This is a genomic window from Legionella nigrisilvae (assembly GCF_977063395.2).
Window position 1 is genome coordinate 341,139 of the sequence record NZ_CDRUGZ020000022.1, and the last position, 14,033, is coordinate 355,171.

Sequence of the window (14,033 nt, forward strand, 5' to 3'; positions counted from 1 at the left end):
TGGGTGAAGCGTAGCGAAACCCAGGTTTCAGGATATAGATAAATTTCTCAACTCCAGGTTTCGCTACGCTTCATCCAAGCTTCTCTTACAAGTTTTAATTAAGCCCTACATATCTTCTCAAGGCAACGCAAAAAATCACCAGCGATATCAAGTTTTGTTTCTGCTTCTATTTCTCTTAAACAGGTTGGGCTTGTAACATTAATTTCTGTTAAATAATCACCAATCACATCGAGACCAACAAAATACAACCCCTTGGCCTTGAGAGTGGGAGCCACTTGTCCACAAATCCATCTGTCTCGATCTGTAATAGGTACGACCTCCCCGCGTGCACCCGCAGCTAAATTTCCGCGTAAATCTCCTTGCGCGGGAATACGCGCCAAAGCAAAAGGAACAGGCTCACCATTGATTAATAAAATGCGTTTATCACCAGTGTGTTTTATTTCATGGATATAACGTTGGGCAATAATTGTTTGTGTTTGATTTTTAGTCAGGACTTCTAAAATAACTGCTAAATTATTTCCTTGCTCCTCAACATGGAAAACGGAATTACCTCCCATGCCTTCCAAGGGTTTAAAAATAACTTGTTTGTGCTCCTCCCAAAATGATTTCAATTGCTTCATATTTCGCGAAACCAGGGTAGTCGGACAACACTGAGGAAAATTTAAAGTAAAAAACTTCTCATTTGCATCACGCAAGCTTTGAGGTTTGTTGGCAACAAGAACCCCTTCGTGTTCGGCCAGCTCCAAACAATACGTTGTGTAAATGTATTCTGTATTAAAAGGAGGATCTTTTCTCATGAGGATGATATCGAACTCACCCAAAGACGTTTCATATGAAGCATTAATGGTGGCCCAATCTCTGCTATTCAAATCTCCGATACTTAAATCATAAACGTGTGCGAAAGCCCGTCCATCCTTACAAAATAAATCCTCTTGGGTAAAAACAACACAAGACCAACCCATTTCTTGAGCTTTCTTGATCATAGCTAGAGTGGTATCTTTATAAGGTTTTAATTGATTTAGAGGATCTAGTAAAACAGCAAGTTTCATTATTCATCTCCTATTGCTGCTATTTCTCTTGCTGCAGCAAGTGCAGCTAAGCGAGCAATAACTCCATATACATAAAACCGGTTCGATTCATCTACCTCAGTTAAATCATCGCAAGGCATGTTACAGGCTTGGGCAAAAGCTAGAGGTTCAAAATGCATTCCGGGTGCATTCAGATTTTCATCAATGCCACGTTCTTTGTGAACTCGGTAAAATCCACCCACTACAAACTGACCAATCATATACACAACAGGTTCGGCAACGGAGCCATTTGGCATGGTTTCAAAGGTATAGACACCCTCTTGAATAATAACCCGATCCACTTTGCGACCTCCTTTACTGGTCGACATTCGAGTGCGCTGTTTTCGATTTAATTTACGTACTTCTTCTGCCTCATGCACCATCATCACGCTCATGCCATAAGTGCCATTATCCGCTTTAATTACTACAAATGGTTTTTCTTTTATCCCATAAGTTGCATATTTATCATTCATTAAAGTGAGAATTTTCTCCACTTCAATAGCTAATTTATCTATACCTTCCTGGGCCATGAAATCAAGACCTTCTAAAGCACTAAAATAAGGATTAATTAACCAAGGATCCATCCCTACCAATTCGGAAAACTCCATCGCGACCTTGTCATAAAAATTAAAATGACTCGATTTCAAGCGTGAAGACCAACCTAACTGTGCTGTAGGTCTTATTTTTTGTTTTATACCTTGTAAAATTTCAGGAATCCCCTGAGAGAGATCATTATTTAACATAAGAAAACAGGGATTATAATTAGCGAGGCCCACTCTATCACCATCGCGCTGAATAGGCTCTAACAGTAGCGATTCCCCCCCATCAAGAAGCACCTCTGTAGGTTCTTTAATCTCAGGATCTAAACTACCTATGCGAACCACAAATCCCGCTTTTATAAAAATAGTTCTTAAAACATTAAGACTTTTTAAATAAAACATATTGCGTGTATGACTTTCTGGAATCAATAAGATGCGTGTGCAATCTGGAATATAGTCAACTAAAACAGACTGTGTTGCCTGAATACATAGGGGAAGGAATTCCGGATTCAAATTATTAAACCCAGCTGGAAATAGATTAGTATCTACTGGCGCCAGTTTGAATCCCGCATGACGTAAGTCAACTGATGAGGTTAAAGGAGGGGGAGTTTCCTTCCATTGATGCCTAAACCAAGCCTCAATAGCTGCGATTTGATTTAAAACAATTTTTTCAACATGAAACAATGGTCCAGAATGTGCGGTGGTTAAATGAGGAACAGGGATTTCATGTGCATTCATGCTTTCTCTCTTACTATTTTTTTTGATGATGTTACCGGGGTTATCACAGAAATAAAAGATTTTATTGATTTTCTGTTATTATATTGCAAGTTCGATTTTTATACCTAACATAATCCGTTAATTTCATGATCGTACTAAAAAAGATTTTTGTTTGGGTTTAAAGTCCACTACATTGATTAACAACTAAAGGAACCTTATTCATGATCAATGCGCTGATACAACAATTTTCCACGCAAATACAGACTTTTCTATATATCATGATGATCATCAATGGTATTTTACATTTGATTTTTGCTGGTGCTGTAGCTCACGATGCAGGGAATATGAATCGAACCGGACAAAAACCAGTCTTGGTTTCTGCTGCTACCTGGGCATTCGCTACATTAATAGGCGGTGTCTTCACTGCAACGATTTATTGGTTGCTTCACCACTCTACAATTACTAGACCGACCATAAGAGAGATTCGTTATGACCAAGCCTAATATTAAAACCATTGATGTGCATCAACTAAAAAAAATGATGGATCATGATCCCGATCTTTGTTTAATTGATGTTAGGGAATTGGAAGAATGGCAAGAATTCCATATCGCTAGAGCGCTTCATATTCCTAAAGATCTTATTCCATCCTCTATTGCTGTCCAATTCCCAAATAAAAATCAACCCATTTATTTACATTGTAAAGGTGGAGTTCGATCTTTATTTGCTGCTCAATGCTTAATGGATTTAGGATATCAAGAAGTTTATTCAGTAGATGGTGGTATTATTGATTGGGCTAAATCGGGTTACCCAATAGAACAACAGAAAGAACGACTAGAGCCACAATTATAATTCTAAATTCTAAGCACAACTCGATGCAGCAAAGGAGTTCCTACAATTTTTGACCGAAAAATAGGGGCTACTTCGCTGCATTTGACTGGAGTTGTAAGACATTCAATTAAAGGGCATTATTTGTAAACAGAGTATAGACGATCGGCTCCATAGAATCTTCGCTGCCAGGAGACTCCAGAGTTGGAGGAATTCCCTTGTCTGTAAAGAGTCTTGCACGATTTTTTACATCAGATTCTTTAACTATCTGTTGTACCCTAGTCAAATCAATCTCTTTTGTTCTGAAATTCGCTACTTTTTTTAGTAAATCTTGGAGTACATCTTCTACTTTATAATCCTTGATTTTCCTTTTTGAAAAAGGCTGTTCGCTGGGTGCTAAATAACCTTTTCTGGGATCCGAGTCGACATACACATGTGCGTGCATAAAATTGCTCAACGCATCATACATATCTATCAAATCTTTAGAATCTGGGAAATTGTCCCAAGTAAGATTGAGTGAAGTGGTTAATGCATTATATAGAGTGCTGTTTTCTGGAGATAAAAAATAAGGAGTTACAGTACCTTGATAACTTTTAAAAATTTGATCACGAATATAAAATGCCGCCGCATTAAGTACAATTTTTTTATTTGGACTTTCAGATTGTTCAAGACAGTTAAGGACCGCACATAAATACTTACACTGAATCGCGCGTTCTGGATGACTAATGGTGAGAATCTTTAATGACTTTGGAATGTTTTTTTCATCTAATTTATGGCTTTTTAATTCAGTTGCAATACTCTCCCTAATGTATTTTGCTAATTTATCATATTCGACATACTGAAAACCCATTTCTGCTCTCCTTAAACTCCATGAATCGGGATTAGTAAAATTTACTCCAACGCGAAGTTTAAACTAATTCAGAAAGTCAGTCATGCATTTTCCTTTTACTGCTTAATTAATTTTTAATCTTTAAAAGTCAATAACATAGGTTCGATGATTTTGAGGATGTCCCTTATGAAAACAATTCTTTTGGTTGCCTTCTCCTCCAGGTCAAAAGAGTTTAAACAGGAAATTAACCTATTTATTTGCTTTTTTCCGCTGTGTTGATTAATTTACCTCTTTAAGTTCGCATCAGGAATGGTTATGAAAAAATACCTATGCTCCCTTTTTCTTGTTCTAATTAGCCTCAATGCATTTGCACAAATAAATCAACCCAAATTGGTTGTTCAACTGGTAATTGATCAATTACGTGGTGATTTAATCTTTCAACATCAGCAACAATTTGGTAATGGCGGATTTAATTATCTATTAAGTCATGCCATAGATTACCATAATACGCATCATCCGCATGCCAATACTACTACTTGTGCAGGTCATGCTACAGTTGCAACAGGAAGCTTCCCCGCACTACATGGCGTTGTAAATAATGAATGGTATGACCGAAAATCACAGCAAATGGTCTATTGCATGGAGGATTTAAAAACTAATGTACTGCGAACACCTCATACCCGTATTGTGATTCCAGGGCGCTCTCCTAAAAATTTGTATACCTCGACATTAAGCGATGAAGTGATACTCTCCCAAAAAGGACGTGTCTTTGGTGTGTCTTTAAAAGATCGTTCAGCTATAACCCTAGCTGGACATGCGGGTAAAGCGTTTTGGTTTGATACAACTAATGGTGGTTTTGTTACCAGTACCTACTACTATACCCAATATCCTCAGTGGGTTAAAAATTGGAATAAAAACTATTCTCCTCAAGACTACGCCTGGCATCTGAGTCGCTCTAAAACTGAATATCAAAATTCTAACTCGCCTATTTTTTACCATGAAGATGAGCTTTTTGGTCAAACTTTTCCGCACCACATAACTCAAGCACCAAGCCCCGAATACTTTAAGTCTCTATCGCGTTCCCCCAAAGCGGACCAACTCACTGCAGATTTTGCCGAACATCTTTTAACTGAAGAACGATTGGGACAATCTTCTGGAAAAACTGATTATTTAGGTATTAGCTTTTCTGGCGTTGATGCAATTGGCCACCAATTTGGTCCCCATAGCCTGGAGTCAGAGGATAATTTATTAGAACTAGATAAGACTCTCGCACATCTTTTATCAGTTATTGACAAACAGGTAGGCCTCAACAATACGCTTATTGTGCTTACTGCCGATCATGGTGTAAATGATGGACCAACTTATCTCAAAGCACATCGTATGCATGAAATTAATCCCATTGACGTCCCTAAAATGGAGCAATACATTCGTAGATTATTAAAGAAACAATATACGCTCCCAGAAGAAACATTAATGTCCGTCACTCCGCCTTATATCTATCTCAATCATAAAGTGATAAGTCAGCATAAAATAAAACTGAGCGAGGTGAAGCGTTATCTTGCACGGGCTTTAACGCTACAGCCTGGAATTTTCAAAGCTTATGCATTGCCACTTACGGATAGTGAAAAAGATTGGCTTAGTGCTAAAGTGGATAAAATGTATTTCCCAGACCGGTCTGGAGATCTGTACCTGGTTCAACCTCCAAATCAATCCAATGGTACTAAGGGTATAGACCGTGTAGCTCATGGAAGTCCATGGCAATATGACAGTTATGTTCCGCTCCTGTTCGTCCATCCTGATTTTAAACCACAACGTATCTTTCGTTCCACTTACACGACGGATATTGCTCCTACTTTATCCGCGATACTTATGATAAAAAATCCATCTGGAGCTGTGGGACATCCTTTGCTGGAAGTGGTATCGGCTTTTAATTAAAAATAGACCCTGGGTTTTCTAACAGCCCAGGGCACTATTTTAACTATAGAAATCAGCTAAACTTATATTAAAGAATTGGTATGTTTTGAAGCTTTAAAAAACAGTACTATAACAAGCAAACCCTAATTAAAGATTGAATTTAACGCAAAAAACCTTTAGTATTTGCACGAAATTTCTAACGATATCATCATGAACAAACAAGCGATAATTATTGGGATTTCAGGCCCTTCTGCATCAGGTAAAAGTCTTTTAGCGAATACAATTGTCAATGAGCTTGGCTCGGAACAAGTAGTAGTTATTTCTGAAGACGCCTACTATAAAGATAATGGTCATTTACCGTTCCCTGAAAGAGAAAAAATAAACTACGATCACCCTGATTCTTTTGATCATGCATTACTTTGTGACCATTTACGACAATTAAGAGATGGTAGACCGGTTGAAATTCCAATTTATTCTCACTCAAAACACATGCGCTTGCCTGAAACCAGAACAGTCGGGCAACACGCAATTATTATCCTTGAAGGTATCTTACTCTTTAGCGATAAAGAATTACGTGAAATAATGGATATTCGAATTTTCATGTCCACTCCGCTCGATGTGTGTTTAACCCGGCGTTTAAAAAGAGATGTGGTTGAACGGCATAGAACTTTTGAATCTGTGGTACACCAATATGAAACCACGGTACGTCCCATGTACCTGCAGTTTATAGAACCATCTAGTCGCTATGCAGATATTATTATTCCTCGCGGAGGAGAAAACAGGATTGCTATTGAAATGATTCAAGCTAAGATGCGGGAATTATTAGCATTGCATACTAATTAATGTGGGTTCGAAATGGAAAAAAAGAATTTTATTTTTTCATATCGAACTTAATTATTTAAAACTAGAGCCGCTTATAAATGCGAGCATTTTACGGGATAACATTCGTTTAGCGATAAAAGTCATCAAATGCCTTTTATATCGAACTCATGTTAATTAATTGAGGAGAGAATGGTGGGATTTTTAACAGGAAAAAAAGCACTTATTATTGGTCTAGCTAGCAATCGCTCGATTGCTTATGGCATTGCCAAAGCATTTCATGAGCAAGGGGCTGAGTTAGCTTTTACCTATCAAAATGAGCGTTTACAAGATCGTGTTGAAACAATGGCAGCTGAATTCAATTCATCCCTAACCTTTCCTTGTGATGTAGCTCATGATGAAGAAATCCAAGCTCTGTTTTCAAATCTTCGCAAGCATTGGGATCATTTGGATATCTTAATTCATTCAGTAGCTTATGCTCCAGCGGATCAAATTAGTGGAGATTTTGTAACATCTTGCACACGTGAAGGCTTTCGAATTGCTCATGATATCAGTGCCTACAGTCTAATAGGGCTAGCACAAGCCGCTTTACCTATGATGGAAGGTACTGAAGGTTCTCTTTTAACCTTAAGTTACTATGGTGCTGAAAAAGCAGTACCTAACTATAATGTTATGGGAGTCGCAAAGGCTAGTCTTGAAGCTTCAGTACGTTATTTAGCTTCAAGCTTAGGTTCCAAAGGCATCCGCATTAATGCTATATCAGCAGGACCAATCAAAACACTTGCTGCGGCTGGAATTAAAGATTTCCGTAAAATTCAAACTGCCTATGCTAATATTACCCCGCTCCATAGAAACGTTACTATTGAAGAAGTCGGAAATACAGCTGCATTTTTGTGCTCTAACTTGGCTTCAGGGATTACTGGCGAAGTAGTTCACGTTGATGCCGGTTATCATGCGGTATCCACTATGAGCGATATCAGCTAATTTTTTACCTTTCCTATAATCCGGAGAGGTTTCTAGCGCAAGTAAATTTTATTCCAAAACCCAAAATTTGGCTCGAACCAGGAGCCAAATTTTAACGAAATATAATTACACCTTATCTCCCCCTCCCCAAAGTTCATAATCAAGGTTTCTCCAAAAGATTAGTTCGTGGACTAAGAGTCAAAACTTTAACGAATTGATATTTATAAGCTATTCTTTATACACCAATCCTTAAAAAGAGCCATCATGCATCAAACCCTCAGTTCGATTCCATTTATTTGGACCTTCGTTATGATGAGTTCTTTAGCACAGGGAGCTCCATTTTCTTTAGACAATATGATCAAGGTCACTCCAGAAAATGACACTCAGTGCGTGCAATACTACCTGTATAAAGGTGTCCTTTATTGTAATTCAACAACAGACTCTAACCCCATAGATTCTCAAATAAGAAACTATGAGCAATTAAAAATTTCATTTGATGAGCGTCCTTGGAAAATGGCTTGGGGCAACAAAAATTCAATTGGCACAACAATCGAATACGTTCCCGCAGGCGATGATATAAATCATTGGCTTGAATTAGTTACAAGTCAGTATTTTCCCGGCTTACAGAAAAAAACATCATTAAAACAATTTGCTAACACCTTAATAAAAAATCTAACCGATTTGGGTTATCAACCCATCATTACTTTCCATGAAGATACAGAAAACCGGGTGTTATTAGAAATAAGAATAGAAAAACCAGAAAACCAAATTCGAGATGAGCTGGAAATGTTAATTAAAGACAACAATGGAATCTATCTTTTGCAGTATGTCATTAAGAAAAGTGACATGGGCAATGAAAATAGACAAAGATGGATAAACAATTTAAAAAATAGTGTGAAATTAAAGGAGGCAGGTCCTCAGAACACTATGCAATGATTAGCTAAGTTTTGGAGCATCAGGTTCCAGATCTTCAGTCTCCGCAGGCGTATCATTCGAATCTAAAGGGTTTTGCTGATTCATGAGCTGTGCAGGGAGACGTGTCTCACCCACGCGAGTATTCGTAAGAACATCCATTTCACCTTGGGTGTCATTTGGATCATAATTAATTTTCCTGCTCTGTTCTAATTCTATTTTAGTATCGATAGGATCATAATTAATTTTATCCTTAGTCAGTTCTTCTTTATCCTCATGCTTTAATTTAATCTCATGCCATTTAGAATTTTTCATAATATGCTCAATAAAAGTATTTAAGTATATTATAGCATGATGCCCATAGCATGAGATTAAGGGGAAGAATTGATTACTCAATTTCCCCTGTATTTTTATATACTGCATCCAACGCCTTTAAGGATTCCAACAAAGGTTTCATTTTCTCTAAAGGCCAACTGTTAGGACCATCACTCAACGCCTTATCGGGATCAGGGTGAGTTTCCATGAACAATCCTGAAATACCTGCAGCTACTGCAGCACGAGCAAGAACAGGAACGAATTCGCGTTGCCCCCCAGAAACCCCATTATTTCCTCCAGGCAATTGCACTGAATGCGTTGCATCATAAACGACAGGACAACCCGTTTCACGCATAATGGCTAAAGAGCGCATATCAGAAACCAAATTATTGTATCCAAAACTTACGCCGCGCTCACAGGCCATAATCTGCTCATTACCACATGCCTTTGCTTTATCAATCACGTGCTTCATTTCCCATGGAGCTAAAAATTGACCTTTTTTGATATTAACAGGCTTATTCATCGAAGCCACTTTCTGAATAAAATTAGTCTGTCTGCATAAAAATGCGGGAGTTTGTAACACGTCTACCACGCTCGATACCTCCAATAATGGAGTATCTTCGTGGACATCCGTTAAAATAGGTACACCCACTTGATTTTTTACTTTTTCTAAAATGGATAAGCCCTTTTCAAAGCCTGGTCCTCTGTAGCTGGATATAGAAGAACGATTTGCTTTGTCAAATGAAGATTTATATATAAAAGGAATCTGCAATTGATTACATAGTTCCTTTAAATAACCCGCGGTTTCCAAAGCCAGTTCTTCACTTTCAATGACACAGGGTCCAGCAATTAAAAATAAGGGCTTATCTAAACCTACTTCAAATCCACATAATTTCATTCTTAATTTTTTCCTTGATGTTTTTTGCGAGCAGCAAGTACGAATTGTTTAAACAATGGATGACTTGCTCTTGGAGTCGATGTAAATTCCGGATGAAATTGGCATGCCAAAAACCAGGGATGATCGGATAATTCTATCATTTCCACTAAAGAATTATCTGCTGAGCGGCCGGAGATAATCAACCCATGTTCAACCAGGCTTTCTACATATTTGTTATTCACTTCATAACGGTGTCGATGACGTTCTATTATTTGTGGTTTTCCATAGACACTATATGCCAATGTACCTTCTACTAATTGACACATTTGTGCCCCTAATCGCATGGTACCACCCAAATCACCATCTTCATCGCGAAGTTGTTTGGACCCATCAGCATCCATCCACTCATTGATTAAGCCCAGCACAGGATACGAGGTATTTTTATTAAATTCAGTCGAATTTGCATCTTTTAAACCAACAACATTTCGGGCAAATTCAATAACGGCTGTTTGCATTCCCAAACAAATCCCTAAGAAAGGAATTTTATGCTCTCGAGCATATTGGATTGCTTTGATTTTACCTTCAACACCACGCTCTCCAAAACCTCCTGGGACAAGAATTCCATCAATACTTTCTATAAGCGAAGCACCATGAGTTTCAATTAACTCCGCATCCAAATAAACAATTTCGACTTTCGTTTGGGTATGAAGCCCAGCATGCAGTAAGGCCTCATTAATGGATTTATACGCATCATTTAACTCAATATATTTCCCGACCATGGCAATTTTCACTGTTGCGGTTTGAACGGCTCTCATAGCCACAACCCGATCCCATTCACTTAAGTCAGCTGGTTTTACGTCAAGACCCAATTTTTTTACTACAATGTCATCGAGCCCATGCTCATGCAAGATTCTTGGAATTTGATAAATACTTGGCGCATCTTCTAGAGAAATAACTCCTTCTTTCTCCACATTAGTAAATAAGGCAATTTTTGCCCTATCAGACATGGGTAATGCTTTTTCTGAACGACAAATCAAAATATCAGGTTGAATACCTATAGATCGCAATTCCTTTACCGAATGCTGCGTTGGTTTTGTTTTCGTTTCACCTGAAGTAGCGATATAGGGCACCAAAGTCAGATGAAGGAATAACGTTCTTTGCACACCCAATTCAATTCGCATTTGACGAATGGCCTCAAGGAAAGGTAATGACTCGATGTCACCTACAGTTCCACCAATTTCAACCATTGCCACATCAAAACCGTCGGCACCTAATTTAATGCAGCGTTTGATCTCATTAGTAATATGGGGGATTACCTGAACCGTTCCCCCTAAATAATCCCCTCTTCTTTCTTTTTTAATGACATTTTCATAAATTTTCCCTGAGGTAAAATTATTACGTTTTGTCATAACGGTATTTACGAAACGCTCATAATGGCCCAAATCGAGATCTGTTTCAGCACCATCATTGGTCACAAAAACTTCGCCATGCTGGAATGGACTCATCGTTCCAGGATCAACATTTATATAGGGATCAAGCTTAATCAGTGTTACTTTAAGACCACGCGCTTCGAGAACCGCCGCGAGCGACGCAGCTGCAATACCCTTTCCTAAGGAAGATACTACTCCACCTGTAATAAAAATAAAATTTGTCATAATTGACCTTGTATCCTGCTAATTAAGTACTGTTTAGTAGAGAATATAGAGTTCGGATTCCATATAGCCTGGGAGATTGAAGCGAAATCTTGGATTTTCGCTTCCAAATTCTCCGGGTTTCGCTTCGCTTTACCCAGGGCTATACAAACATAAAAGAATCGAAACTAACTAACTAATAGCCAATAAATGCCCCATTTTCTCTTTCTTAGTTTTTAAATATCGGTGACTTTCCTTAGTAGGTTCTATTTCTAAAGGCACTCTCTCCATAACCTTTACACCATAATGATCAACCGCAGCAATTTTTGATGGATTATTAGTTAATAATCTTATTGCATCAATACCAAAATATTTAAGTATTTGATAAGCAATGGCATAATTTCTGCTGTCCGCAGGAAGACCTAGTTGATGATTCGCATCAACGGTATCCCAACCTTCTTCCTGCAAGGCATAAGCTTTAAGTTTGTTTGCTAAACCAATTCCACGGCCTTCCTGGCGTAAATAGATTAAAACACCCCCTTCAGCCGCAATTAGAGACAAAGATTGCTCCAATTGTTTGCCACAATCGCATTTACACGAGCCCAAAATATCACCTGTAATACATTCTGAGTGAATACGTACTAGAGGTACTCGATTAGCAAATATAGGTGGCTTCACCAAAGCGAAATGTTCTGCACCATCCAGTTCATTTGCAAAAACAGTCATATTAAAATCACCTTTGTCTTGCAAAGGAATACGTGTTGAAGCAGCCGCATTGACTAATCTTTCATGGCGAATTCGATATTCTATCAAATCTTTAATCGTTACCAGAGGAATATTATGTTGTTCGGAAAATGTAACCAATTCATCACGTCGACTCATGGTGCCATCTTCGTTAATAATTTCACAAATTACAGCAGCAGGAGTTAAACCAGCAAGTTTTGCCAAGTCCACACTACCTTCCGTTTGTCCAGGACGTTCTAAAACGCCTTTTTTCTTGGCACGCAAAGGAAAAACATGGCCTGGAGAAATAACATCCGCAGGACCACTCTCAGAAGAAATCGCAACTTTAATTGTCCGAGCCCTATCTTTAGCGGAAATACCTGTAGATACACCTTCTGCTGCCTCTATGGATACCGTAAATGCAGTACCATAAGGAGACCTATTATTTTGCGCCATCATCGGTAATTGCAATTTATCAATGAGTTCATCAGCCATAGACAAGCAGATCAAACCACAACCATAGCGAGACATAAAATTAATTGCCTCTGGTGTAGCATATTCCGCAGCCACGACCAAATCGCCTTCATTTTCCCTATCTTCATCATCCATTAAAATAACCATTTTACCGGCTTTGAGTGTTTCCACTGCGTGTTCTATTGTAGCTAATGAATACTTCATAACGCGACCTCATTTGATCCAGTGTTCATTTAATCCTCCAGCCAATCCAGACATGCTATCATATTGTCGCCCATAGCATGCCAAGAAATAGTATGCGCTCGGTCAAATATCCCACTCTGCTGGTATGCTGAAATTGCATCGTGTTCCAAAATACTTGGAACAATATATAAATAAGTTCGATGAACTAACCCTTGTTGGTGCAACGCACTAAAAAGTGCACCACCGGCTTCTACCCAAACATCATGATACCCAAGCTCCCCCAGATGGCTCATCATAACATTTAAATCCATTACTCCATTTTTCATGGGCATTAAATGCAAAGTACTGTTAGGATAAGAAACCTCTCGTTCATTGCAATGATACACATGACAATGAGCGGCGGTTGAAAAAATTATAGACTGCTGCCCCAGGTTCAACTCTCTATCGATAATTGCAACAGGCTTTGCCTGTTCTTCCTGGCCTAAACGCACGTTCATTTTGGGATTATCCCTACGGATTGTTTGGGCAGTAGTGAGAATCACATCTGCGGCAGCGCGCATTTTATGCGTAAATTCCCCACATAAAGCATTAGATAAAATTACCCGCTCTCCTACGGAACGACCAATTTTACCGTTTAGTGTTTGTGCTATTTTCACGGTTACTCTTGGCTTTTTAGTTTGAGTCCAGTAGGAATAACTTTTATAAAATTCAGTAATTTCATCTACAGGATAATGCGTCACCTTAATTCCATGGGCTCTTAATTTTTCTGAGGAATTATTTTTAGCAACTACTGGATTAGGATCCAAATAAGCAAAAACAACTTCTTCCACTCCATGATTGATAATCGCATCGACACAAGGTGGCGTTCTTCCCCAATGATTACATGGCTCAAGAGAAATATATAGACAAACCCCTGGCATTTGAGGAGGAATTTGTGTTAACAATAATTGTTCTGCATGCGGAGTTCCTGCCCCTCCATGACTTGCTTGTGCTATAATAATTCCATTTTGCACAGCAACCGCGCCAACACAGGGATTGGGGGCGCAATGACCTTGTCCAATACGGGCCTGTTCAAGTGCTGCGAGCAAAAACTTTTTGTGCATTATTTAAGTACCTTTCTATGATGCATGGTAGCTGCTCAACGCTAAATAGACGTGATCCCAAGGACAAACCGCGGGATGACGAGAAAGGATGAGTAGTTACGATGCGTGAATGATAACAAATTATTCAATTTTTGAGTAGCCT

At 38.6% G+C, this 14,033-nt stretch carries 14 protein-coding genes; 6 read left to right on the forward strand and 8 right to left on the reverse strand.

The genetic code is table 11. The features are described from left to right. Positions 1-98: 98 nt before the first annotated feature. Both gshB and gshA read right to left on the reverse strand, forming a co-directional pair. A complete protein-coding gene (gene gshB, locus ACWTE2_RS14625) occupies positions 99-1,049 on the reverse strand; it encodes a glutathione synthase (RefSeq protein WP_454785919.1) in 951 nt (316 codons plus the stop codon). Next, entirely contained in the window at positions 1,049-2,344 is a 1,296-nt protein-coding gene (gshA, locus tag ACWTE2_RS14630; protein ID WP_454785920.1) for a glutamate--cysteine ligase, read from the reverse strand. Before gshA ends, gshB begins: the two co-directional genes overlap by 1 nt. A gap of 200 nt (positions 2,345-2,544) precedes the next feature. Here gshA and ACWTE2_RS14635 point away from each other — a divergent pair, with 200 nt between their 5' ends. Then, positions 2,545-2,826 (forward strand): hypothetical protein, encoded by a 282-nt coding sequence (locus ACWTE2_RS14635; RefSeq protein WP_454785921.1) that lies wholly within the window; start codon positions 2,545-2,547, stop codon positions 2,824-2,826. Then, complete coding sequence (locus tag ACWTE2_RS14640) at positions 2,813-3,172, forward strand: rhodanese-like domain-containing protein (RefSeq protein ID WP_454785922.1); 360 nt, start codon at positions 2,813-2,815, stop codon at positions 3,170-3,172. The genes ACWTE2_RS14635 and ACWTE2_RS14640 overlap by 14 nt, the downstream gene beginning before the upstream one ends. Before the next feature lie 106 nt (positions 3,173-3,278). Here ACWTE2_RS14640 and ACWTE2_RS14645 read toward each other — a convergent pair whose 3' ends face one another. Continuing rightward, positions 3,279-3,998 carry a hypothetical protein gene (locus tag ACWTE2_RS14645; protein ID WP_454785923.1) on the reverse strand — a complete coding sequence of 240 codons (720 nt, stop codon included), beginning with the start codon at positions 3,996-3,998 and terminating at the stop codon, positions 3,279-3,281. 294 nt (positions 3,999-4,292) lie between these two features. On the opposite strand from ACWTE2_RS14645, the gene ACWTE2_RS14650 reads away from it, so the two are divergent. The 4 genes from ACWTE2_RS14650 (at position 4,293) to ACWTE2_RS14665 (ending at position 8,609) form a co-directional block, all read left to right on the forward strand. Further along, positions 4,293-5,912 carry an alkaline phosphatase family protein gene (locus ACWTE2_RS14650; protein WP_454785924.1) on the forward strand — a complete coding sequence of 540 codons (1,620 nt, stop codon included), beginning with the start codon at positions 4,293-4,295 and terminating at the stop codon, positions 5,910-5,912. Positions 5,913-6,101: 189 nt separating this feature from the next. After that, entirely contained in the window at positions 6,102-6,734 is a 633-nt protein-coding gene (udk, locus tag ACWTE2_RS14655) for a uridine kinase (RefSeq protein WP_182393204.1), read from the forward strand. A gap of 168 nt (positions 6,735-6,902) precedes the next feature. Then, positions 6,903-7,694: an enoyl-ACP reductase FabI gene (locus ACWTE2_RS14660; RefSeq protein WP_454785925.1), complete on the forward strand. Its 792-nt coding sequence runs from the start codon at positions 6,903-6,905 to the stop codon at positions 7,692-7,694. 243 nt (positions 7,695-7,937) lie between these two features. Then, the gene (locus tag ACWTE2_RS14665; RefSeq protein ID WP_454785926.1) at positions 7,938-8,609 is read left to right on the forward strand and encodes a hypothetical protein; all 672 of its coding nucleotides are present in this window, start codon (positions 7,938-7,940) and stop codon (positions 8,607-8,609) included. On the opposite strand, the gene ACWTE2_RS14670 is transcribed toward ACWTE2_RS14665, so the two are convergent. From ACWTE2_RS14670 to ribD, 5 genes are all read right to left on the reverse strand, one after another. Further along, entirely contained in the window at positions 8,610-8,900 is a 291-nt protein-coding gene (locus ACWTE2_RS14670) for a hypothetical protein (RefSeq protein ID WP_454785927.1), read from the reverse strand. A gap of 73 nt (positions 8,901-8,973) precedes the next feature. Continuing rightward, the gene (gene kdsA, locus ACWTE2_RS14675) at positions 8,974-9,798 is read right to left on the reverse strand and encodes a 3-deoxy-8-phosphooctulonate synthase (RefSeq protein ID WP_182393202.1); all 825 of its coding nucleotides are present in this window, start codon (positions 9,796-9,798) and stop codon (positions 8,974-8,976) included. Between the two features lie 2 nt (positions 9,799-9,800). Continuing rightward, positions 9,801-11,432 carry a CTP synthase gene (locus tag ACWTE2_RS14680; protein ID WP_454785928.1) on the reverse strand — a complete coding sequence of 544 codons (1,632 nt, stop codon included), beginning with the start codon at positions 11,430-11,432 and terminating at the stop codon, positions 9,801-9,803. Between the two features lie 168 nt (positions 11,433-11,600). Continuing rightward, entirely contained in the window at positions 11,601-12,809 is a 1,209-nt protein-coding gene (gene ribB, locus ACWTE2_RS14685) for a 3,4-dihydroxy-2-butanone-4-phosphate synthase (protein ID WP_454785929.1), read from the reverse strand. Between the two features lie 29 nt (positions 12,810-12,838). Further along, on the reverse strand, positions 12,839-13,891 hold the full coding sequence (gene ribD / locus ACWTE2_RS14690) for a bifunctional diaminohydroxyphosphoribosylaminopyrimidine deaminase/5-amino-6-(5-phosphoribosylamino)uracil reductase RibD (RefSeq protein ID WP_454785930.1): 1,053 nt from the start codon (positions 13,889-13,891) through the stop codon (positions 12,839-12,841). Positions 13,892-14,033 lie beyond the last annotated feature (142 nt).

Coding starts and splice junctions, on each gene's coding strand:
- gshA (WP_454785920.1), bottom strand. CDS start 2,344: ATGAATGCACATGAAATCCCTGTTCCTCATTTAACCACCGCACATTCT.
- udk (WP_182393204.1), top strand. CDS start 6,102: ATGAACAAACAAGCGATAATTATTGGGATTTCAGGCCCTTCTGCATCA.
- ACWTE2_RS14635 (WP_454785921.1), top strand. CDS start 2,545: ATGATCAATGCGCTGATACAACAATTTTCCACGCAAATACAGACTTTT.
- gshB (WP_454785919.1), bottom strand. CDS start 1,049: ATGAAACTTGCTGTTTTACTAGATCCTCTAAATCAATTAAAACCTTAT.
- ACWTE2_RS14665 (WP_454785926.1), top strand. CDS start 7,938: ATGCATCAAACCCTCAGTTCGATTCCATTTATTTGGACCTTCGTTATG.
- ribB (WP_454785929.1), bottom strand. CDS start 12,809: ATGAAGTATTCATTAGCTACAATAGAACACGCAGTGGAAACACTCAAA.
- ACWTE2_RS14650 (WP_454785924.1), top strand. CDS start 4,293: ATGAAAAAATACCTATGCTCCCTTTTTCTTGTTCTAATTAGCCTCAAT.
- ACWTE2_RS14670 (WP_454785927.1), bottom strand. CDS start 8,900: ATGAAAAATTCTAAATGGCATGAGATTAAATTAAAGCATGAGGATAAA.
- ACWTE2_RS14645 (WP_454785923.1), bottom strand. CDS start 3,998: ATGGGTTTTCAGTATGTCGAATATGATAAATTAGCAAAATACATTAGG.
- ACWTE2_RS14660 (WP_454785925.1), top strand. CDS start 6,903: ATGGTGGGATTTTTAACAGGAAAAAAAGCACTTATTATTGGTCTAGCT.
- ACWTE2_RS14640 (WP_454785922.1), top strand. CDS start 2,813: ATGACCAAGCCTAATATTAAAACCATTGATGTGCATCAACTAAAAAAA.
- kdsA (WP_182393202.1), bottom strand. CDS start 9,798: ATGAAATTATGTGGATTTGAAGTAGGTTTAGATAAGCCCTTATTTTTA.
- ribD (WP_454785930.1), bottom strand. CDS start 13,891: ATGCACAAAAAGTTTTTGCTCGCAGCACTTGAACAGGCCCGTATTGGA.
- ACWTE2_RS14680 (WP_454785928.1), bottom strand. CDS start 11,432: ATGACAAATTTTATTTTTATTACAGGTGGAGTAGTATCTTCCTTAGGA.